This is a genomic window from Lysinibacillus sp. ACHW1.5 (genome assembly GCF_022014815.1).
Lineage (GTDB): Bacteria > Bacillota > Bacilli > Bacillales_A > Planococcaceae > Lysinibacillus > Lysinibacillus capsici.
The window spans coordinates 2078958-2101360 of record NZ_CP091777.1 but is presented as its reverse complement, the minus strand read 5'-3'; the positions used below and the strand labels follow the sequence as shown (position 1 = coordinate 2101360).

Sequence of the window (22403 nt, the reverse complement as noted above, 5' to 3'; positions counted from 1 at the left end):
TACACCGATTGGATCTTCAATACCATAAACATATGGGTAGCCATTACACCCAAATTCATTACATTTATATTTCATTGGATAATTACATTTTGCATCACATTTAAAATTATCAAAATTACGATTGTAACTAAACCTCAATGCGACTTCACCTCCTGTCCCTTTTTATCATATTCATAAGTCTACTTATTGAGATAATTAATGTACCTAGAATATTAGAATGAATTAACTATGTATCTTAAAATAAAAAGAACATTAGGTCATATAGAACCCAATGCTCAATAATATATTTCAACATTATCCATTTGTCTTTACCATTTTTTGGTAATTTTCAAATTTTGGTAGTTTCTGCTGGATATACCATTCCATCACGATTAAATTTGGCACCCAGCATAGCCAAGCGATAGAGGCATAACTATACTCAAAATTATCAAAGCCAAATACTACCGTAAACAAAGGGAGCCAAATTCGCAATGTGACAGCTGCAAAGGTTAATGCATAATTTCTTAGCATCCATTTCTGATGGCCTTGGATATTTCTTTTTTTAATATGGACCAGCGCTTGAAACATGGTGAAGAGCCACCCTATAGATAATAAAGCAAAGCCTAGCTGTGCTACCCATCCCCCTGTTGCGTTCAGCGCTAAATAAAGTCCTGCCAAGCCACCAAACAAAATACTAACCATATAGATATTGCCTAGTAGTCTATGGCGTTTCACATTTTTCTCTCGTAACTTTGATGACAACGTAAAAGGACCGATGACTAGTGCTAATATACCGAATACAATATGTATATAGAGCATGATATACCAAAATGAACTCAATGTTGCACTAAGCATAAGCTTTAATTGAACAAATCCCGCCTGCCGTGCATCGAATAGTAAATATTGAACAACCGAATAGCCTGCTATGAACAATGCCAAGCCCCATACAATCCACCACAATTTTTGTTTCATTTTTATAGCTCCTTTCTATGTTATCGTACCATTCAAATTTCCTATCTTTTACTACAGACAAATAAGAGGGCGTAAAAAGCACATAAGTGGACGTTTATCGACAGCACAACGAATTTAACCGCTATGTAGTGAAGGTTAATAGACAGCCAAAACGCTCCACTCCAGGGTATTTTTCTCCTAAACTTGTAATATGAAAGCCAATATTTTTATAAAACAGTACGGCTTCTTGATCAGTTTCTGCATAAATGGAAGAAAAAGCATGATGTTCTTCTACATACCGAATCATCTCACGTCCAATGCCTTTTCCACGATAAGCAGGCGATACGGCTATATGTTTAATTTCACATTGATTTGCCTCTCTTTTAACAATCCCAATACAACCGATAGTGTCTTGTGCAAAGGTATAGCCATACAATACTCTTTCTGGACATGCAATGTACAATGAGTATTCCTTCTCCACTTTCTTTTCGGATGTGGCATAGGATAATAATGTTTTCACTTCGGGATGTATCTTGCTTGAATGGATCATTTTCATGGACTTCTACCTTTCTGGACATCGTCTCAACTTACTAATAATACCTTTAAATTACTATAATTGTAAATAACGTATTCGAATTATCATTTAATACTTCCATAATATACTAAAATATTTTCTTTTATGTTATGATGGCTAAAAAAATGGGGAGGGAGTACCTTGCTGGCTAAAGGCTATAAATTTAGTTTACCTCGCTTTTATTGGTTACTTTTCATCCCTATCTTTGTGGGGACGAGTTACAAAGCATTGTTTTTTGATTGGCACATACAAACTTATACTTTTCATGAGTTAGAAGATTTCGGTCGTTATGTAATAATACTAGCAACAAGCTTTATTGAGGCCTTTTTCTATCTACTTATATTTCGATTGATTGTCTATTTGCTTCAACTCGTTTTTCAAAAGTTTACTAGGAACAATAGCTAATGAGCTGGAGACAGAAGGCGTGTTTGCGCCATTGAAAGAATCCTTTTATGATTAATTATGAAGGTTTAATAAGTTTTCCAGAAGAGGGGTGTATCGTTTTTCCACCGCTATTCAATTTGCGACAAAAAAGGGTAGCCTGCTATTCGGCAAACCCTATTTTTTTCCCACTTCAATTAGTATTGATACTAGGATTATGTTGATTCCATGAAATAATTTTCGCCTCGTCTACGTTGACATTGCCTAAGCTCAAGAGATGGGGAATATACGCAAAAAGCCCAAAGTTCTTCCCTTTTTCTTTCTCCGTTTGGAAATAGTCTACTGTTGCTGATGGTAGCTGTTCTAGTTCTCTATAATCAGGTAACGACAGTAGTTTTATATCCTCTGCAGCAATTGCCCCTGCTGGCCCTTTATAGTGTTCCTTGGAATACAGGTACATCGCATTACGATTTGCCGCTAGTTTTTGGATTGGAATTTGATAAAACATTAGGCTTTCTCTCGATGCAATACCAAGCTCTGTTAAAGCCTTATATAGATGACTAGGATGGATTGGTAGGAAATGAACAACATCATTCCACAAGCAATTTAAGTGAGGAATTTCTTTCATGAATAATTTCGGCCTCTCTGGATGATCAAAATATTTTTTCGAATATCGTTCATATAAATGTGGATACATTGCCCCTAACCTATTTAAAGGCATGAGCTCAAGACCCACCATTTCCCTTGGAACCATATGATAAACATATCTCTGCATGACAAGCACCTCCACCTATCTAATTCTTCGAACATTTAGAAATTCCTGTTACAATCATTGTATAAATAGAAAGTAGGTGCAAGATGGAATTATTAGTTATCATTCTTATTTTTGCGGGGATTTTTGCTATATATGATTCGATTAGACGAGTTAACAATACTATTTTGGAGCAAACGGAGGAACTAAAGAAATTACGAGAAGAGCTGAAAGGTAAGAATAAAAATTAGAGGGGCTAATACTTTTGCTTTGGATAATCAATTGAATTAGCAATATCAATCAAGACTTCAGCCGTTACTTGATCTGCCACATCTCGATCAATACTAAAGACATATTGCCAATTGTCTCTTTCAAATACAAGTAAATGAAAACCAATTCGTGGATTTTCAATATAGGCTGCCTCACTGCCATTTTTCAACTTAAATACATCTGTTTTATATTTTTCAAATGACATTTTATGCTGAACTGGTCGAACCTTGATTTTGAAATGATTTTGTGGCAATTGATCACTGATCATTACCACCTCCAGCTGATCATTCATTTCTCCGTCTAAATCACTAAACCTTCCAAAGTGATGCGTAAAGCTGATTGGCGGTACTCGTAGGGGTAGCTTCAGCTCTTTATTATAGTGGTATTCGAACTCTTTTACGGCTATTTCAACTGTTTTATAGCCGATTTCAGGAAGAAATTCTTCAAGAGGTTGTGGCGCATCACTGTCCTTTGCAGAAACCAAATTAAAAGGGGAAACATACGTAAATAAAGCTAGTCCAATAAGAATACGCTTGTTCATTTTACCGCTCCTCTAACCTATTTAGGTATAGGTTAACCTACAGAATCAGAATTATGCTGACACATAACACTAACATGGCGTAGTCTTATCGTTAAAAATGGACGTAAAGTAGCGAAGTGTCGGTACTACGTTATTGGCGTGAAGCATCTTTTCAAGCTCTAGCTTTGTGACCCATTGAACTACTGTCACTTCCTTCTCCTGAAGTTTGGTGTCACTAATTTCAAAGCTTTGCTCAAATAACCAAACGTCATAAAAATCATTGAAACAATCACGTCGTTCACTCTTTACTAATTGTCCATTGGTCCTCAATAATGATATCCCTATTTCCTCTTCCACCTCACGAATAGCCCCGTCCAAACTGCTTTCACCCGTTACTATAGAGCCTCCTGGACATTCCCATAAATGAGGATAATGTTTATTGGGATGTCTTTTTGTTAAAAGGAATTCTCCCCTGTTATTGTGAATCCATACGTGCACAACGATATGGTAATCTTCAGCTGCTAATGCTGTCCCACGTACATGACGCTTATTTGTTTTTTGGCGATTTTTATCATAGAGATCCCAGACTTCCATAGAGCACTTCATTTCTGAATTTGAACAAGCACATACTGCTTCGTCCACATTTCCGTTGTCACAATAGAACGTTCCCCATTTTTTTCGAAAAATAATCCACTCCCCTCTTTTTCAAGAAATGCCCATCCTTCATTAGCCATCATTTGCTGAATGTCCTCGTCCACCTTCTGTATGCCCCTAGCAGAAATGGCTGCGAGGTACCAAGTTGCCTTCTTATCATTGGAGAGCGCCACTAAATCAAAGGGGGATGCATTTAATTTTTGTATGGCTTCCTTTGGTGTAAGGGAATCGATTGGCAAAGGAGGGTATAATAATTTATTGCTATCAATAAAGACCCCACTTACTACGAAAAGAGCTGCTATGAGTATACCTATTTTTTTCAAAGCTCACCATCCTCCTTGTCTGGTTAAGAATCGGCTGCTGCAATTTATCTGTAAAAGAGAGCTTCTATTTTGAAGCGGTCATACGTTTATTTTTTTCATTGCTATTCAAGCTTTTAATAATGAAGAAAAGTTATAGAAAGCATTTAAAACATCTTCTCCTAAAGGATCAGCAAATACATGATTTTCCAATGGGAAGATGCCTTCATTCTCTAATTGCTCCAAATATTTCTTGAAGCCTTGATCTATAGCCTCCATATACCCCTTAAGAGAAAATTGATAATTAAATATTCTTTCGATAGGATAATGACTTTTATGTTCAATTAATATGTATTCACCATCGCTGGAAAAAATATAGTAATCATAGTTTCCGTGACAATCTATTTTTACCTCATTTGTATTACCTAGATAAAAACTGGTGAGCGTGGAGAAAAATTGCGGGATGGCTATAAAGGCTAAACCAGATCTTAAACTAAAAAGTTGCTCTTCATTTGACACATCAAATTGAATATCTCCACCCTCTAAATTAATTTTAATCGTACACATATACTTACTTTCCAAAAATATACCCCCTCTCTAAACCTATACATTTCATATTTTACCTTATTAAGTAAATAAACTGTAGAAGATGTTATCATTCTGTTTATAAAGATTTAATAGGAGGTGATAAATTTGATCATTAGAAAGGCAACTATAAAGATGCGAAAGGTATTAGAAAAGTACCTGTTGATAATTGATGAACAAGCTATAAGCATATTGTGCTAGCAAAATATTAAAATAAATTATCCTACGAACAATGGACACAACAAATTGCCGACAAAAATGAAGTATGTACTAGTAGCTGAAAATGAATTAGGCGACATTATTGGCTTCACATCTGCAAGTAAAAGAGACTCAAACCCTTCCCCATTCCAATTATGTAGAAACGCTCTATCTTTTAGAAAACTATCACAAAAAGGGATAGGAAAACAATTGCTGAAGGAAATCCAAAAGAACTACCAAACTAAATTTGTCGAAGTCTTAGTTATAGAATAAAACACGTTATTTTTATGAACATTATGGGGCGAAGCTTAGAAATTACAATTGGTGGGAAAGTGTTAAAAGAGTCGGTGTACGAATGAAAAGATATCGAAGAAGCTATTGGAAAGCTAATGTAATAAAATTAATTTTTATCGTCAAATCAGGAAAATGTTTTCGAAGATTCCTTATAACGAAGATCATATTCAATTTCAATGAATCTTATATCATTTTTAATCAAGCTAAACATCTTCATTGCTCCCATGCTTTTAAGTTTCTTCATACTGCATAAACCGTACTCAGAAGTTTAGAACTGTTCCAATAACAAGTAAAAATGGTAAAAGGGAATGGCTAGGTAAACGTACAACAAGCCTAGCTCTTTACGCATAAAGTAGCCATATATGACTGAAAGGATGTCCTGTGTGGGGAAAGAACATAAATATTTTCAAAAATTCAAGTTTACGTCAAATCCAAATTGTCATTGTCGCTGTTGTTGTCCTTGTTGTCGTTGTAAATGTAAGCCGCCATTTTTACCCATACCACCAAGTTGTCATTATCTCGTCTATGTGACAGATGCTGGGCAGCTCGCAACACCTGATAATAGAGTTTCTGTGATCGATACCGCAACAAACACAATCGTCGCTACCATTCCAGTAGGATCTGCTCCGCTAGAAGTAGCGATTACACCTAATGGCGCTTTCGGCTATGTTCCAGCGCTCTTCTCGGATAATGTAACGGTTTTTAGTACTGCCACAAACTTGCCAATCGCTACCATTCCTGTAGGCATTGACCCCCTTGGTGTCGCCATTTCACCAAATGGAACACTTGCTTATGTATCCAATCACGGATCGAACACTATATCGGTCATTAATACAGCCACCAATACCGTAACAGCCACTATTCCAGTAGGGCTACAACCTCAAGGTATTGCCTTTACGCCAAACAGTGCGTTTGCTTATGTTGCCAACGAGAATTCCAATTCAGTATCTGTTATCAATACTGCAACCAATACGGTGATTGCTACAATCCCTGTGGGAATTCGTCCTAGATCCATTGTTTTGACTCCAAGCGGGCAATTTGCTTATGTGACAAATGAAAATAGCAATTCCGTATCGGTTATTAATACCACTACCAATACAGTAGTGGCTACCATTCCTGTTGGTACAGGACCTGTAGGAACAGCGATTACCCCTGATGGAACGCTTGTTTACATTGTGAATAAAGGCAATAATACCGTATCTGTCATCAATACAGCCACCAATACGGTGATTGCAACTATTCCTGTAGGTGCATCTCCAGACCAAGTAACCATCTTGCCAGATGGTACTTTTGCCTATGTAACAAATCAAGTAGACAATACGGTGTCTGTCATCGACATAGCAACAAACATGGTAATTGCCACAATCCCAGGATTTAACGGGCCGACTGGTATCAAAACTGGAACAATCTGTCAATAATTACCCCTAAAAAAAGCAACCGACTACTTCCACCCCATCTTAGAAAATGGGCTGTTTTTTGTCGGTTGCCTGCATTCTTTATATAGTTAATTATGGCTAAAGTTAGCTTAGTCTTGAATCGCTGCGTCTAAAGCGACCACGATCATGTCATTGAATGTTGTTTGACGTTCTTCAGCTGTCGTTACTTCACCAGTGATGATATGGTCACTTACTGTTAGAACAGCAAGTGCTTTACGGCCAAATTTTGCCGCTAATGTGTAAAGAGCTGCTGATTCCATTTCTACCGCTAGTACGCCGTATTGCGCTAATTTTTCATTTTGGTGCTCATCTGAGTAGAATAAATCCGCTGTGAAGATATTCCCTACTTGTAAGTTAAGACCTGCATCTTTACCTGCATTGTATGCTTTTAATAAAAGATCAAAGTCAGCGATTGGTGCGAAATCGATAGCACCGCCCCAGATGATTTGGTTCATACGTGTATCAGATGTTGCTCCTTGTGCTAAAATCACGTCACGTACTTTTACATCTTTTTGAATTGCACCACAAGTACCTACACGGATTAATTTTTGAACATCATATTCTTGCATTAATTCTGTTGCGTAGATTGAAATAGATGGCACACCCATACCAGTTCCTTGTACAGAAATACGTTTCCCTTTATACGTACCAGTGTATCCGAACATATTACGTACTTCGTTGTAGCAAATTACATCTTCTAAAAATGTTTCCGCAATGTATTTTGCACGTAATGGATCTCCTGGAAGTAAAATTGTGTCAGCGATTTCACCTTTTTTTGCATTAATATGAATACTCATACTGCAATCCCTCTTTTCTGTCAGTTATCACTATAAATAATACTGTGTTTCTGTCATTTACGCAATGCTAGACGTCTAGCAACTACAAAATTATTTATAGTTTTCGTACAATTATGCTTGTTCCTCATAAAGTGTCCACAAAGTATCAAAGGTCTGGATTGTTAGGTTTTCCGTTGCATAGGTTTCTATATAGTCGGACAACTCATTAAAGTCTGTGCTCTGCTTTGGAAAATTATGCTCATGAAACACTTCCTCTGCAAAGCGTACTTTAGGGTCAGACCAATCGCCACCTCGATAGGTTAGGACATATAAATAAAAACTTTTCTTCATCGAACAAATTCCCCTTTTTATGCATTGGCTTTTCGCTAGTGTATCAAAAAAAATAGCATTCGTCATAAATTCCACTACTACTATATTTTACCCACTTATGATTTTAGAACTATTTTCATGGTCGATCCTGACTTTTGTCATAGTTATTTTATCTGAAAAATTTTAATTTTTAGAAATAAAGATAGAAAAATCTAGTAAAATAAGATAAAATTGAAATCGATTATTTAAAAAATAGGAAGGTGATGGCGATGAAAAAGACTAAAAAAACCCATGGTACAGCGAAAAAACGCCCGTCTCTCTTTACTTTTAGCTTTTTTAAGAAGAGGAAAGCTTCTACACAAGGGGAAACTGGGAAAAATCCCCCTCCTATTAAAGAAAAACGACAACGTTTTTACCATTTAATTCGGGGTAAAGTGCTTATTATGTTTGCACTTCTTATTGTAATTAACGGTATTATGGGTATATTGTCCTATGTCAATATACAAAACTTGCAACACCAAATGGAAGATTTCACAAAGAAAAATGTGCAGGAGCAACTAACGGTGAATCAACTTGCCTATGAGATTGCTAGACTGACCAATTTAGAACAATCATATTTAATTACGGGTAACGGCATTTATTCTACTTCTTATCATTTAAAAATAGATACCATTAATAAAAAGCTAGCCGCTTTGAAAGATCAATTTCAAGATCGCCAAGTGGAACTCGGTCATATGCAGGCAATCGAGCAATATTATAAAAATTACCTTGATTATTCAGATAAAGTCATGACAATGCGTGATGAGCTTGGCCTTGAGCAGGCTCGTAAACTGATGATGGGTGCTACTGGGGAAACAATGAAAACACATATCGACCAAAACATTGAGACCATTAATACTGTCATGGACGATTCCAATAAAACAAAATTAGACAAGCTTAACCAGCAGGTAAATATTTCTATCACTACATTCTTTCTCGTTTCAATCGTTGGCTTTTTAGCAATTGTAATTTTTGGCTTTATGCTATTTAAATCATTAAAACGTAATACACAGGCGATTAATGACTCTATCCTTGATATTGCGCAAGCAGGAGGCGATTTGACAAGACGTGTAAATGTGCATAATCGTGATGAATTTTCGATTATTGCAGCCTCCACGAATACGTTAATTGAGTCAATTTCTAACTTAATTCGACGCGTAAGTGAGTTAGCGGATCATGTATCAAGCAGCAGTCAGGAGCTAATGTCATTAGCAGATGAAAATGCGCGTACAATTCAGGATATTGCGGATGCGACAGCAGATATTGCGAGTGATAGTGACAATACGATTTCCAGTATGAATAGTGCGCAGCAAAAAATGAGCGACTTAGAGCATTCCATGCATCAATTAAATGAACAAGCGAGTGCTGTCCATCGTGCCTCTATCGCCATGCAGCAAGCAGCCGATGAAGGTAGCCGCTCTGTAGAACAATCATCACTCGTCATGCAATCGATTGAAGAAACAATGGCTTCTACAACATCTACGGTAGAGGCGTTAGGTCGTAAATCTGCGGATATTACGTCCATTATTGGTACAATCACGGCCATTTCTGAGCAAACGAATCTCCTCGCTTTAAATGCGGCGATTGAAGCGGCAAGGGCTGGTGAGCATGGACGAGGCTTTGCTGTTGTAGCCGATGAAGTTCGCAAACTAGCAGAGCAATCCCAAAGTGCAGCGAAAGAGGTGACATCGATTGTCACATCTATCCAAGATGAGGTCACATCCATCATTGCTCAAAATCACGAGGGTGTGACAACGGTCATCCGAGGCGTTGAAGTAACAAACGAAACAAATCAATCCTTAGCCAACATTTTATCGCATACCGAAGAAACAACGTCAATCATCGCGGCCATGGTAGATAAAATTGCGACAACACTTGAAAATAGTAATGCGGTGGCAAGTGACTTCATTCATGTCAATGCCTACGCAGAACAATCCGCGGCCAATACCGTGACATCTGCGGCAGCAGCCACACAAGGCTCCGCCTCCATGCAGGAAATCAACGCCGCAGCCACTGAGCTTGCCCAACAAGCAGATTGCCTACGTAACCTCGTAAGCGAGTTTAAAGTTTAAGCGAACTGAAAGAGAGAGGGGGAACCAATTTTTTATTGGTTCTCCCTTGACTTTGCGGGGCTATCTACTAATTTGGGGCTATCCTTCACTTTGAGCATGCTATCCGCTACTTTTTAAGTTTTATCCTCCACTTTTAGATTTCTATCCAATTATTTGAGGGCTATCCCCCTAATTTGCTGGGCTATCCCTCACTTTCAGCAATCTATCCGCTACTTTTTCAGGCTTATCCGCCACTTTTTCTGTTCTATCCTCCACTTTCAGATTTCTATCCTTCTAATCTGCTGTTTCTCATGACCATAAAAAAACCTAGCAAGGAGCTACCTTGCTAGGTTTTTACTATTTAAATAGTGCTCGGTATTCGCCATAGCCTTCTTTTTCTAAATCTTCTTTTGCGATAAATCGAAGCGCTGCTGAGTTTATGCAGTAGCGTAAGCCACCTTGCTCACTTGGGCCGTCTGGGAAGACATGTCCTAGATGCGAATCCGCTTCTTTGCTGCGTACCTCCACACGACGCATACCGTGAGATGTATCGAAATGCTCGGTTACCTGTTCTTTTTCAATCGGCTTTGTGAAGGCTGGCCAGCCACAGCCTGAGTTGTATTTATCGAGTGAGCTGAATAAAGGCTTGCCAGACACAATGTCTACGTAGATGCCTTCTGCAAAATGGTCATCAAACTCATTACGGAATGGTGGCTCTGTGCCATTTTCCTGTGTGACATAGTATTGCATCTCTGTTAGTTCTTTTAAACGTTGTTCCTTATTCATGTTTGTTCCCCCAGTGTTGCTCCTGAAACGCTCGACGACCTGATCCAATCGAATAGCGCTCATAGTGCATTGGATTTTTCTTATAATACTGTTGATGATAATCCTCAGCCGGATAAAACGTAGTGACTGGTAAAATTTTTACCATAATTGGTTTATCAAACTTACCAGACGCTTGTAAATCCGACTTTGAACGTTCAGCTAGCTCACGCTGTTCTTCGTTATGATAAAAAATGGCCGTTGTGTAGGATTCTCCACGGTCGTAAAATTGACCACCTGCATCTGTTGGGTCAATTAAAGTCCAATAAATCGCAAGTAGCTGCTCGTAGCTATATAACTCATCATCAAATGTGATTTGTACAGCTTCCACATGCCCTGTTGTTTCCGAGCAAACCTGTTCATAGGTAGGATTTACAACATGTCCACCTGTATAGCCTGAGATTACGGAATCAATCCCAGGTGTTTCGTCAAAGGGCTTGACCATACACCAAAAACAGCCTCCCGCAAATGTTGCATATTGCTTTGCCATTCATTTCACTCCTTATTCACCAGGAACAATAATTTCCAATAAGATTTTATCCTTTGGTAAGTCCAACTCTTTAGCACGTACACGTGAACCAGAGGCAATGTTAATGCGCGATAAATCAATATATATTTCTGCTTTATTCGGATTCACGGTAATCCATGAGGGAAATTCCACCGAATCGCGCATGATTTTCATTGTCGTTTCTGGTGGAATGTTTAATAACCCTACATTCATGCCTGTCTGTTTTAAAATAATATTCCCCTTGTCATCCACAATAGGATCAAAATTCATGGAAATGGGGATTTCCGTATAGAATACCGTCAGTGTGCTACGTAGTTGAATATCATCCCCAATTGTGAAATCAAGTGGTAAAGGTGAGCCTTTCGCTGCATCCTTTAGGTATTTTTTTGAGATCGATTCTAATTCCTTTGTTGTGGTTTGCACCACGAGTACATTTCCTTTGCTTTCACTTTCACCTGCTGAACTCTTCGCAACATGGACGTCATCCACTGGTCTAGTTGCTAAAAAAACGACGAGGAGGATTGCAAAAAGCACTGTGCCCGCTAAGGCGAAAAACGCGACTTTCCATTTATTCATTTTGTCACTCCTCGAAGCCTATTGCCTTGTTAATCTTTTTTTCCATACCACACTGCTCCATTGCTGCTAGTATACGCTCTGTCATTTTTTCATACCCCTTTGCATTCGGGTGGAAAAAGTCTGTATGATAGACGAGCTCTTCATTTGAATCAAACAAATCTTCTACTGATACGTAACAAGCATTGGAATCCTTGCTGGCTACTTCCTCTATCACATTATTCCATTCTGTGATAATCGTATCAAATTCATTCGCCTCATTGGTTACAATCGAAAATGGATTGTAAAAACCAATGAGTAATAAGGGCACTGTCGGATTTTTAGCACGAATGCCTTCTACGATTTTGCTGTAACGTTCCTTGTATGCCAGTAATTCCTTATCAAATGCATCACGTTTCAGGTTAAATAAATCCTGCCTGACGACCTTCATGACATCATTGCCACCCATTGTTAAGGAAATTAGCTGTGCTTCTTGCAGCTCCTCATCATAATGCCCTTTTTTCACTAATTTTAGTAGCTGATCGCTGCGTCTGCCACGTTTGCCCCGATTATCAACCTCTACATCCGAAATCGAAGGCCATGCGAGCAATGAATCTGCTAATCTTCCAACATAACCGTCTTGACTATACTCATCACCGACACCATCTGTCAACGAATCTCCCAGTGCCAAGTAATGTAGTTGCTTTGCTTGTTCTTCATCAATTTGCGATAAATCCTCTGCTGATGGCTCAAAAAAATGTTCAAAAATTTGCGTCAACATATTCTTAGATGTTTTTTCCTCATCTTCTGTTTGTTGCTCATCCTGCGGTATATCTTGCTCCGTTCCTGCTTGCTCACCTTCAGGTTCTGCTTGCGGATTCGGTTCATCGATTGATATTGCACAACCACTTAGTACAAAGACGGTCAAACATGACAACATAAATCGCCAAATGTCCATTTGACCACCTTCCATCCCTTTCTATTACTTCTATTATAGAATAGTTCATGCCGCCATGAAAAGTGACTTCCCCTTAGTTCTCCATAATTTTGTGTGCTTGCCAAATTTCCTCAGGTTTATGTATGGAAAAATGTGTGTTTATACAGTGTGCCTTTATGCAGAAGGGATGATAATTAGTAGGATGTCTGATTTATTTTTGGTGGCAACGTGATCACTGTTTGATTGAAGCTACTGTTCAACACGATTACTATTTAATTGAAGCCGCTCACGCTCATAGTTAGTGGAAAACTGATCACAGCTAAACAAAAACTGCTCATCTTTGAATAATCCGCTCATCCTGCTAGGAGTTCCACGCATAATAAAAAAGCCACTACATTTACTTATGTAGTAGCTCCTTCCTGTTATTCTGCAAAATAAATAAAACCAATTGCTCCTGGACCTGTATGTGTCGAGATGATTGGAGATGTAAAGGCAATTTCAACATCGTTAAAGCCAGTTTCTTCGATCAGCGCTTTTAATGGGTTGCCCATCGTTACTAGGCCATCTGCATGGGAAATGCCGACTGCCTTAACTGTTTTTCCAGCTGTATCTGCTTGGAATTGTTTAAATAAAAAATTGACTACTTGTTTATGACTACGTACCTTTGACACAGGATTGTATACGCCACCTTCAAGGTTGGCAATGACTTTGATGTTTAGGAGGGAACCGATAAAGCCTGTGCCTTTACCAATTCGACCGCCTTTGATTAAGTTTTCGAGCGTGTCTACAATAACGTATAAATGTGTATTGTCTCGTACATTTTCTAAACGTGTCACGATGTCCTCCACAGTGGCGCCTTCATCTCGCATGCGGATGGCCTCTCGTAGTTGGATAGCTAAACCAATCGCGATAAAGCGTGAGTCAATGACTGTCACATCGGCATCTGTCATTTGAGCTGCTTGACGAGCTGACTCTACTGTGCCACTCATACCACCAGTCATATGGATGGAGATAATTTGATCGCCATCTTTACCGAGTTCATCATATAATTCCTTAAATTTACCTGGTGCTGGTTGTGAACTTTTCGGTAAATTTTTTGCATTTTTCATTAAGCCTAAAAAAGATGGTGGCTCTAAGTCCACTCCATCTGTATATGTTTGACCATCAATTTGAATCGTTAAAGGCACGATATGTATGCCATGTTGTGCTACTTCTTCTTTTGTTAAATCACAAGTTGAGTCCGTTACTATATGAATTCGTCTCACTTCGACACATCCTTTTACTTCATTAAAATTTATTATATAGACTAATGAATCATTATGTAAACATGACATTTGTCATTAGGCAAAGCTCTGTCCTAGCTAGCATGTAAACGCTACCTTGGATACTATAGCGTTTTCACCTACCTCTTGTCTATCAATGCCCCTCAAAGAATATGACAGGCTTATGACATTTTTGATATGAACTATATGACAAATGTAAATGTTCATCTATAAATTATTGGGGTATAGTAAATGTACGAACGAAAGGAGTGTTTCAAATGGTTGATTCATTTGACTATAAATCATGGAGGGAAGAGCTGTGGAATGCCATAACACACGGTATTGGTTTCATTGCTAGTATTCCAGCACTGGTTGTTCTACTGTTAGCAGCCGTACAAACAGGAAATGCCCTACATATTACAACCTTCAGCATTTTCGGTGCGTCTGTCATCATTCTGTTTTTAATGTCTACATTACTACACAGTATGCCAGAAAAATATAAACACTTTTTCGCTATTTTGGACCATTCGTCCATTTATATTTTAATTGCCGGCACCTATACGCCGTTTTTATTAATTGCCGTTGGTGGTGCCCTTGGATTGACGCTACTATGTATTATTTGGTCATTGGCTGTGCTTGGTGTATTGTTTAAATGTTTCTTTATTAATCGCTTTGAAGTACTTTCATTAATTTTTTATATTGGCATGGGCTGGTTAATTATATTTGCCATTAAGCCCGTTTATCTGTATTTAGGTTTACATGGCTTTGCTTTACTGCTAGCAGGTGGGCTATTCTATACGATTGGAGCCATCTTTTATGCATGGCGCTCTCTGCCCTTTAACCATGCAATCTGGCATCTCTTTGTGCTAGCTGGCTGTGCCTCCATGTATGCGTGTGTTTATTTTTATCTATAATAAAAGCAATCGCTCATTGTGAAGGGAGCGATTGCTTTTTCGTTTATTTACGTTCAAAAATTTGATATTGGAATGTATAACCTTCTGGTGCTGTTTCAGGCTCCTCTGAAGAGACTTGAACAAAATCTTGCTCATAGCTCGGGAAATAGGTGTCACCCTGAAAGGCATGATTAATTTTTGTGATATACAAGCGATCAGCCATCGCCATCACTAAACGGAAAATTTGCTCGCCGCCAATAATCATCACCTCAGGTACATCTCCAGCTAGCGCTAAAGCACCTTCCAAGCTAGTGACAATTTCAATGCCTTCTGCCTGATAGTTCTCGTCTCGTGTAATAACGATGTTGCGTCGCCCTGGAAGTGGTCGACCGATGGATTCAAATGTTTTACGTCCCATAATCATAGGCTTGCCCATTGTTTTTTGTTTAAAATACTGCAGATCCCCAGGTAAATGCCAAGGCATCCCATTGTTATATCCGATGACGTGATTGTCATCATGTGCCACAATTAAAGAAATCATACTGTCCCTCCAAATACTTTCGTCCCTTTTATTATAAACATAATGCGCTTATTTCACCTATTTTTAAATAAATAAACATTTGTTACACCTAAATCCTAGTAAAATTATATGAATAGTTTATAATAGGAATAACAAACCTCTCAATAAAGGAATGATGAAGATGATAACTTTAAGAAAAGAAGCTGTTCAATATCTAGAAGCTCAGCGTACTGGTACACCTTATTACAAAGTTTCACCTCAGGAAGCGAGAGCCATGCGGAAGGTTACACAATGGCAATCTGCACACAAACCGAAGCTAGCATCCATTGAGGATCACAAAATTACAGTGCGAGATGGCGAACAAATTACAGTTCGGCTTTATACGCCTGTTCTCGGTAAAACATTACCTGTTATTGTTTTTTATCATGGGGGAGGCTGGGTCTATGGCAATCTAGAATCTGTCGATGCAGGCTGCCAGCTATTAGCAGACCAGGCACAGGCGATTGTGGTATCAGTGGATTACCGCTTAGCACCTGAATATCCTTTCCCAACACCCTTACATGATGCCTATGATAGCTTAGTATGGGTGCACAATCATATGGAAGCCTTAGGTGGCGATGCAAGTCGATTATCAGTTGCTGGGGACAGTGCTGGCGGAAATTTGGCTACTGTAGTTGCATACTTAGCTACTGCACTCGAGGGACCATCGTTACACGCTCAAACACTCATCTATCCTGTCACAAATGTCGATTTTTCAACAGTATCTTATCTGGCATATGGTGAAGATTACGGCTTAGATACACAAGCCATGCAGTGGTTCTCTCATCACTATACAGAGGAAGCAAACTTCACAAATCCACTTGTGTCCCCTCTTCAGCTAGAGGAAGTCCGTAACATGCCGAAAACATTCATTATAGCTGCAGAGGCAGATGTTCTCTTTGATGAGGGTCTAAGCTATGCACAAAAGTTAAAGGCTGCTGGTGTGGTAGTGGAACATATTACAATGCCAGGTTTAATCCATAGTTATTTCAGTAAAATGAATTATTTTGAAGAAGCAACGATTGCAACCGTGACAAAAATTGCGCAATTCCTGAAATAAGTTTGGCTATCCCGCGCAAACAGTGCGATAATAGAGCAAAACGTTTTTTAAAGGATGACACTATGACACAAACAATAGCTCTACAAGTACAACAGCCCTTTTCTGATCAATTAAAAAAAGGCTTCCCACTTATTTCAAAAGATGCGGTTGATGCACGACGTTTACCTGCTGAGCAAGGAACACTCCTCAGACTCATGGATCATCATAACCGTTTTATTGGAACAGGTTACTACGGCATCCAAAACAAAGGGATTGGCTGGGTGCTAACGACCGATGCGAATGAAACAATTGATAAAGCTTTTTTTATAAAAAAATTCAAAAAAGCCATCGACAATCGTGCTGCATTTTTTAGCAATGAAAACACAACAGCCTTTCGTGTGTTTAATGGTGAAGGAGATGGCATCGGCGGTCTTACGATTGATTTTTTTAACAGCTACTACATGGTAAGCTGGTATAGTGAGGGCATTTACTCATTTAAAGAAGTGGTGTATGAGGCGCTTGCTGAGACAGTAGACTACCAAGCGATTTATGAGAAAAAACGCTTTGATAGTAAAGGACAATATATCGAGCAAGATGATTTTGTAATGGGCACGCCAGGAGAATTTCCTATCATGGTGAAGGAAAATGGTATGACCTATGCGGTGCATTTAAACGATGGCGCCATGACAGGGATTTTCCTCGATCAACGTGAGGTACGATTGGCTATTCGAGAGCGTTATGCCAACAACACAGACATGCTGAATACATTTTCCTATACAGGAGCATTTTCTGTGGCAGCCGCTCTAGGAGGAGCCATCAAGACAACGAGTGTAGATGTGGCAAAGCGTAGTCTAGCCAAAACGATTGAGCAATTTAGTGTCAATCATATTGATTATGAGGCACAGGATATAAAAGTCATGGATGTCTTCCATTATTTTAAATATGCACAGCGCCATGCTTTACAGTTTGACCTTGTCGTATTAGACCCACCTAGCTTTGCACGTACGAAGCAAATGACCTTTTCAACGGCAAAGGACTACCCTAAATTACTAAAGGACACGATTGCCATTACCGCTAAAAACGGCATCATTGTGGCTTCCACAAATAATGCCAGCTTTGGCATGAAAAAGTTCAAAGGCTTTATTGACCAAGCCTTTAAAGAGACTCGTACACGCTATAAAATTGTCGAGGAATACGGTTTACCGAAGGATTTCCGTGTACCACGTGAATACCCTGAATTTAATTATCTGAAGGTCGTGTTCATCCAGAAAATCGACTAACCAATCGAGAATCACACCAAGGTGTGATTCTTTTTATGTAAGGAAAAGTTGATTCTACCTAAGGAGGTTCGGTACCTCTACAATAAAGGTTCCAAAAGATTGAAACGTTATAAACAATCAAACAGAGCCCTTCTATTAAAAGTAGCCTAAGAAGATGTTCTCTTCTTAGGCCACCCGATTATAGATATTTCACAAACCAATCACGGATATATTCAAGTCGATTAATTCGTAATGTAGGCTTTCCACTTCTTGAAAGTTCATGATTCGCCTCAGGGAAACGCACGAATTTTGTTTGTTTTTTACGATATTTTAAGGCGATAAACAATTGCTCTGCCTGCTCAATTGGACAACGATAGTCTTTTTCACCATGTAAAATCAATAATGGTGTCTCCACTTTGTCTACATACTTCAGTGGCGAATGATGCCATAGCTTCTCTATATCATCGAGTCCTGCTTGAATTTGCCAGTCTGTAAAATAATAGCCGATATCACTGACACCAGCAAAGCTAATCCAGTTCGAAATGGAGCGCTGCGTCACAGCTGCTTTAAAGCGATTTGTATGGCCAACAATCCAGTTGGTCATAAAACCACCGTAGCTTCCACCAGTTACACCTAGACGATCTTGATCAATAAAATCATAGTGCTCCAGAGCGTAGTCTACCGCTGCCATTAAGTCCGCATAATCATTACCACCATAATCGCCACGTACTGCATCAACAAATTTTTGGCCATAGCCATGACTACCACGCGGATTCGTATAAAGCACTGCAAAGCCTTGTGCAGCAAGGATTTGGAATTCATTAAAGTAGGTATTGCCATACATTGCATGCGGACCACCATGGATTTCAAGAATGAGAGGATACTTCTTCCCTGCTTCATAGCCAACTGGCTTCATAATCCAGCCGTTGACCTTCCAGCCTTCAGCACCTTCAAATTCGATACTCTCTGGAACAGCTAATGTTTTGGTTTTTAAAAAATCTTCATTAATGGACGTCAACTGTTCTTTGTCACCTGTTTTTAGGTTCACATAAAACAGATCGCCTGGATTGGTCGTTGTGCTAATAGCCGCAATAGCCTGATCATTTTGCGCATCAAGTGAGAAGCCATAGACATATTGATCATCATGGATAGCTGGGTAAATTTCGCCATCTACATTTCCGTAATAAATCGCCGCATTGCCGTGATCTGTGACTTGGAAGTAGAAGCTATGATTATCATTCATCCATTGCACTCGTGGTGACGCTACACCTTGCAGGAAATCACCGATGACATAATCACCAACAGGCGCATCAAATTCACTTGTTACACAGTTTAGTAGTTTTTGCTCCATGTCATACATCCAAAGCTTTGCTTGTGTGGCATTTTCAAATTCACGTTCTCCACCTACAAAAGAAAGATAGCGACTATTCGGAGACCAAGCTGTTTGGTAATATGCACCCGAACCTTCTGTTAGCTTGTGACTCTGCTTCGTTTCTAACTCCAATAAATAGATATCCACATTAAATGAGAAATCTAAATCCTCCGCTTTATCTGCTAAGTACGTAAGGTATTTGCCATCTGGCGACCAAGTACCCAGATGGCAGTACTCTTTGCCTTCTGTCACTTGTTCTAGCTCTCCTGATGCCACATTGACAATGGCAATATGGGTAAACTGCTCCATATCCATAAATCCACCAGCATCCGATTTGTGTTTCATTTTCTCGATTTCTAGTGGCTTTAGTTCTTTATCCTTTTTCTTTTCATCCTCCGCTTTATCTAGGATGGTTTCATCTTTCCCTAGCACGACTGAAAAAGCAATTTTCTTGCCACATGGTGACCAGACAGGGGAGGTCGCTCCATTTTTACAATGTGTCACCTGTTTTGCCTCTCCACCTGCTTTCGAAAGAACATAAATTTGTGACTTACCTGTTCTCGTTGACAAAAATGCAATTTGACTGCCATCTGGTGACCAAACAGGGGAACTCGTTCTATCTTCACCAAATGTCCATTGCTGTGGTGTTTTGTCCTTCAAGTTTATGTAAAACAAATTCGATATATAGTCGTTTTTCTTCTCGTCCATACGAGTCTCTACATAAACTACCTCTGTCCCATCTGGTGAAAGCTGTGGATCTGCTACTGATTTTAAGTGATAAAGATCTTCTGGTTGAATCCCTTGTTTCGATGTCATGTTCTTGCTCCTTTGTATTGTAATTTTCTGTGCCTTACTACAATACTTCGACACCCTAAGTAATATTCCTCTATTGAATTGAATTTTTCACTAGTTCCCAATATTCTGCTGACTTTGTTCTGCGATAAAATTTATAAAAGGGCTCATTTGGGCGAGCATGCTCCTTATAAAGGTTTATCAGGTGCAGTAAAAAATCTTCAATTTGTGTGACGTCTACCCTCTTAGCGAATAACGTGCCAGCCTGTGCCTTTGCTCCCATTGGTACTGCCCCTAAATAGACATCAAAGCTTTCTTGTTGGTAAACGAGTCCAATATCATCATAGACTGCATTGTAGCAAGCTGATGCACAGCCATTAATATTGACACGCACTCTTGCAGGTACCTTCATCCCCTCTATGGCATTATAGAGCTGTTCGGTTATCGGAGCAGCCTCCATTTTCTCCCCATCACAAAAATCGCAGGCCTTCATGGCTATGATTGAACCAGAGGGAGCAACATAAAGACCTGCTTCCTGTAAGGCTTGCACCGCTTCCGTGGCATCGCACGTTGGTATGGATACGAGTATACTATAGGAAGCAGAATATTTTATCGCCCCCTTTTCGCCAGCAATTTCGGCTATTTTTTGGAATTGTGCAGGAGTATAATGCTTATTAATAATGCCAGGGCTAACGGCTAGACGGGTAAACTCACCATGACCGTTCAGTGTTTCAAATGTTTGATCTGGTACATTTTTTTGAAATGCGTTCATTTTTATCGCTCCTTATAAAAAAGGAGCTAGCAAAACGCTAGCTCGAATGGATTAAAAGTTTTCAGGATAGAAGCCCTTTGCTAAAATTTCAATGGCCTCTGCCGCACGAACCCCTTCAGACGCTGCTGAAAGTGGCAGGATGACAAAGCGCTCATTTTTGACCGCTTCCATCTCCTTTAAGGCTGGATCATTTTTTAAGAATTGGATCTTTTGGTCTGCCGTTGTTTCACCGTAATCAATCACGACAACTACCTCTGGGTTGCGGTCTACTGCATCTTCCTTCGACACAGTTGTCCAGCCAGATTCCACATCACCAAAGATATTTTGTCCACCCGCGATTGTCACAAGCTCATTCATAAAGTTTTGACCAGCTGTAAATACATCCTTTTCACCGCTATCAAACACAAGAACACGTAATTTTTCGCTATCTTTTGGTAATTTAGCTTGTACTGCCTCTACATCTTTCGTCATTTGCTCAATTAAAGCTTCGCCACGATCCTCAATACGGAAAATCTTCGCGATATTGCGAATATCAGTGAAAATATCTTCTATTGTTGGCTTTGTCATGTTGGAAGCCGTATGTAAATACGTATGGATGCCTAATTCTTCAAGCTCTTCTGGTGTGCCTACACCCTTTTCGCCAAAGCCACTTTTCCAGCCAGCATATAGGAAATCTGCCTCGGCATCGATGACTTGCTCCTTCGTTGGGTATTGATCGGAAAGAACAGGGACCTTATCGTATGCCTCTTGCAGTGGTTCATAGATTTTATCATCTAAGTAAGCTGTCCCTACCATAGAATCCTCTAAACCAAGTGCAAGCATGATTTCTGTCACATGTTGATTTAAGCTAATCGCTTTTGTTGGTGCTTCCGTATATGTTTGAGTTGTGTCATTATTTTCAATGGTTACTTCTGCTGCCGCCTCAGATGGCTCAACCTTTTCACCTTGTGCAGCTGATTCCGTTTTGTCCTTTGCGTTACAAGCCCCTAAAACAGCGACCAAGGCAATGATCATCATCAGCCATATACTTTTCCATTTCTTCATGTCCTTTTCTCCTTTGCTGTTAAAATATAGAAAGAAATCAGAGACTTCTTTACTACTAAGGTAGTTGGAAGGGCATAAAAAAACCCTCTTGTCGCCAAGAGAGTAGCATAGTGAAATAACGGTATCATTACCTTCATCACTATCCCCATCCTCGTGGTTCTTAGTCAAAAAATACATACTGGCAGGTATCCTGGCTTAGGTTCATCATCTATACGCCTTCCCATAGTTTCACTACAGTGGCATGCTGTATAGACTCCCCATTTACAGTTGCGGGACAGCATCGGAATTGCACCGATTTCCCTTTTAAGCAAATGACAAATGCCATTTGCACCAATACGTTCTATAATGGTCAATACTATTGATAGACTAGCAGAAGAAAATTTATCGCGCAATCAGTAGTATGACACTAAAAGTATAATCATCATTATATTAGCACTATTTCGACATAAAGACGAACTATTTTACAAGAAATATAGAAGCTAGTATTCTGTTACAATAAAAAGA

General features: G+C 39.2%; 24 protein-coding genes and 1 riboswitch. Of the genes, 6 read left to right on the top strand and 18 right to left on the bottom strand.

Translation table 11 applies throughout. The features are described from left to right. Window positions 1-294 precede the first annotated feature (294 nt). From L6W14_RS10340 to L6W14_RS10330, 3 genes are all read right to left on the bottom strand, one after another. Window positions 295-951: a DUF2306 domain-containing protein gene (locus tag L6W14_RS10340; RefSeq protein ID WP_131520290.1), complete on the bottom strand. Its 657-nt coding sequence runs from the start codon at window positions 949-951 to the stop codon at window positions 295-297. A 121-nt stretch (window positions 952-1072) separates the two neighbouring features. Continuing rightward, a complete protein-coding gene (locus tag L6W14_RS10335) occupies window positions 1073-1486 on the bottom strand; it encodes a GNAT family N-acetyltransferase (RefSeq protein WP_131520291.1) in 414 nt (137 codons plus the stop codon). A gap of 592 nt (window positions 1487-2078) precedes the next feature. After that, window positions 2079-2660, bottom strand: a complete 582-nt coding sequence (locus L6W14_RS10330) for a group-specific protein (RefSeq protein ID WP_237900705.1) — start codon at window positions 2658-2660, stop codon at window positions 2079-2081. A gap of 83 nt (window positions 2661-2743) precedes the next feature. Here L6W14_RS10330 and L6W14_RS10325 point away from each other — a divergent pair, with 83 nt between their 5' ends. Continuing rightward, window positions 2744-2887: a hypothetical protein gene (locus L6W14_RS10325; RefSeq protein WP_237900703.1), complete on the top strand. Its 144-nt coding sequence runs from the start codon at window positions 2744-2746 to the stop codon at window positions 2885-2887. A 5-nt stretch (window positions 2888-2892) separates the two neighbouring features. On the opposite strand, the gene L6W14_RS10320 is transcribed toward L6W14_RS10325, so the two are convergent. From L6W14_RS10320 to L6W14_RS10305, 4 genes are all read right to left on the bottom strand, one after another. Further along, window positions 2893-3447, bottom strand: a complete 555-nt coding sequence (locus L6W14_RS10320; RefSeq protein WP_131520294.1) for a hypothetical protein — start codon at window positions 3445-3447, stop codon at window positions 2893-2895. A gap of 69 nt (window positions 3448-3516) precedes the next feature. Beyond that, window positions 3517-4020, bottom strand: a complete 504-nt coding sequence (locus tag L6W14_RS10315) for an NUDIX hydrolase (RefSeq protein WP_131520295.1) — start codon at window positions 4018-4020, stop codon at window positions 3517-3519. Between the two features lie 8 nt (window positions 4021-4028). Continuing rightward, the gene (locus L6W14_RS10310; RefSeq protein ID WP_131520296.1) at window positions 4029-4403 is read right to left on the bottom strand and encodes a hypothetical protein; all 375 of its coding nucleotides are present in this window, start codon (window positions 4401-4403) and stop codon (window positions 4029-4031) included. 105 nt (window positions 4404-4508) lie between these two features. Next, window positions 4509-4961: a hypothetical protein gene (locus tag L6W14_RS10305; RefSeq protein WP_131520297.1), complete on the bottom strand. Its 453-nt coding sequence runs from the start codon at window positions 4959-4961 to the stop codon at window positions 4509-4511. 878 nt (window positions 4962-5839) lie between these two features. Here L6W14_RS10305 and L6W14_RS10300 point away from each other — a divergent pair. Beyond that, complete coding sequence (locus L6W14_RS10300) at window positions 5840-6874, top strand: beta-propeller fold lactonase family protein (RefSeq protein ID WP_306461349.1); 1035 nt, start codon at window positions 5840-5842, stop codon at window positions 6872-6874. A 107-nt stretch (window positions 6875-6981) separates the two neighbouring features. Here the strand turns inward: L6W14_RS10300 and deoD are convergent, their stop codons facing one another. Beyond that, a complete protein-coding gene (deoD, locus tag L6W14_RS10295) occupies window positions 6982-7689 on the bottom strand; it encodes a purine-nucleoside phosphorylase (RefSeq protein WP_048395686.1) in 708 nt (235 codons plus the stop codon). Between the two features lie 111 nt (window positions 7690-7800). Then, on the bottom strand, window positions 7801-8019 hold the full coding sequence (locus tag L6W14_RS10290) for a YozE family protein (RefSeq protein ID WP_048395688.1): 219 nt from the start codon (window positions 8017-8019) through the stop codon (window positions 7801-7803). A 248-nt stretch (window positions 8020-8267) separates the two neighbouring features. Between L6W14_RS10290 and L6W14_RS10285 the strand changes: the two genes are divergently transcribed. Then, complete coding sequence (locus tag L6W14_RS10285; protein ID WP_237900701.1) at window positions 8268-10109, top strand: methyl-accepting chemotaxis protein; 1842 nt, start codon at window positions 8268-8270, stop codon at window positions 10107-10109. A gap of 336 nt (window positions 10110-10445) precedes the next feature. Here the strand turns inward: L6W14_RS10285 and msrB are convergent, their stop codons facing one another. The 5 genes from msrB to L6W14_RS10260 all read right to left on the bottom strand — a co-directional run bounded on the left by msrB (window position 10446) and on the right by L6W14_RS10260 (window position 14172). Then, window positions 10446-10874 carry a peptide-methionine (R)-S-oxide reductase MsrB gene (gene msrB / locus L6W14_RS10280; protein ID WP_237900700.1) on the bottom strand — a complete coding sequence of 143 codons (429 nt, stop codon included), beginning with the start codon at window positions 10872-10874 and terminating at the stop codon, window positions 10446-10448. After that, window positions 10867-11400: a peptide-methionine (S)-S-oxide reductase MsrA gene (gene msrA, locus L6W14_RS10275; protein ID WP_237900697.1), complete on the bottom strand. Its 534-nt coding sequence runs from the start codon at window positions 11398-11400 to the stop codon at window positions 10867-10869. Before msrA ends, msrB begins: the two co-directional genes overlap by 8 nt. Before the next feature lie 12 nt (window positions 11401-11412). After that, complete coding sequence (locus L6W14_RS10270) at window positions 11413-11994, bottom strand: YpmS family protein (RefSeq protein ID WP_004230217.1); 582 nt, start codon at window positions 11992-11994, stop codon at window positions 11413-11415. 4 nt (window positions 11995-11998) lie between these two features. Next, window positions 11999-12928 (bottom strand): GDSL-type esterase/lipase family protein, encoded by a 930-nt coding sequence (locus L6W14_RS10265; protein ID WP_227744879.1) that lies wholly within the window; start codon window positions 12926-12928, stop codon window positions 11999-12001. A gap of 401 nt (window positions 12929-13329) precedes the next feature. Beyond that, window positions 13330-14172, bottom strand: coding sequence for a DegV family protein (locus L6W14_RS10260; RefSeq protein ID WP_237900695.1), 843 nt, complete (start codon window positions 14170-14172; stop codon window positions 13330-13332). A gap of 275 nt (window positions 14173-14447) precedes the next feature. On the opposite strand from L6W14_RS10260, the gene L6W14_RS10255 reads away from it, so the two are divergent. Continuing rightward, window positions 14448-15083: a PAQR family membrane homeostasis protein TrhA gene (locus tag L6W14_RS10255; RefSeq protein WP_131520300.1), complete on the top strand. Its 636-nt coding sequence runs from the start codon at window positions 14448-14450 to the stop codon at window positions 15081-15083. Window positions 15084-15126: 43 nt separating this feature from the next. Here L6W14_RS10255 and L6W14_RS10250 read toward each other — a convergent pair whose 3' ends face one another. Beyond that, window positions 15127-15603, bottom strand: a complete 477-nt coding sequence (locus L6W14_RS10250; protein ID WP_237900693.1) for a dihydrofolate reductase — start codon at window positions 15601-15603, stop codon at window positions 15127-15129. A gap of 160 nt (window positions 15604-15763) precedes the next feature. On the opposite strand from L6W14_RS10250, the gene L6W14_RS10245 reads away from it, so the two are divergent. Beyond that, window positions 15764-16681 (top strand): alpha/beta hydrolase, encoded by a 918-nt coding sequence (locus tag L6W14_RS10245; protein ID WP_237900690.1) that lies wholly within the window; start codon window positions 15764-15766, stop codon window positions 16679-16681. A gap of 62 nt (window positions 16682-16743) precedes the next feature. Continuing rightward, entirely contained in the window at window positions 16744-17940 is a 1197-nt protein-coding gene (locus L6W14_RS10240; protein WP_131520303.1) for a class I SAM-dependent rRNA methyltransferase, read from the top strand. 178 nt (window positions 17941-18118) lie between these two features. Here L6W14_RS10240 and L6W14_RS10235 read toward each other — a convergent pair whose 3' ends face one another. The 3 genes from L6W14_RS10235 to L6W14_RS10225 all read right to left on the bottom strand — a co-directional run bounded on the left by L6W14_RS10235 (window position 18119) and on the right by L6W14_RS10225 (window position 21899). Further along, window positions 18119-20107, bottom strand: a complete 1989-nt coding sequence (locus L6W14_RS10235; protein ID WP_237900689.1) for a S9 family peptidase — start codon at window positions 20105-20107, stop codon at window positions 18119-18121. A gap of 70 nt (window positions 20108-20177) precedes the next feature. Then, window positions 20178-20855: a precorrin-3B methylase gene (locus L6W14_RS10230; RefSeq protein WP_237900687.1), complete on the bottom strand. Its 678-nt coding sequence runs from the start codon at window positions 20853-20855 to the stop codon at window positions 20178-20180. Between the two features lie 51 nt (window positions 20856-20906). Continuing rightward, window positions 20907-21899, bottom strand: a complete 993-nt coding sequence (locus tag L6W14_RS10225; RefSeq protein WP_131520306.1) for an ABC transporter substrate-binding protein — start codon at window positions 21897-21899, stop codon at window positions 20907-20909. A 162-nt stretch (window positions 21900-22061) separates the two neighbouring features. Then, window positions 22062-22249, bottom strand: a riboswitch (cobalamin riboswitch). Window positions 22250-22403: the final 154 nt, after the last annotated feature.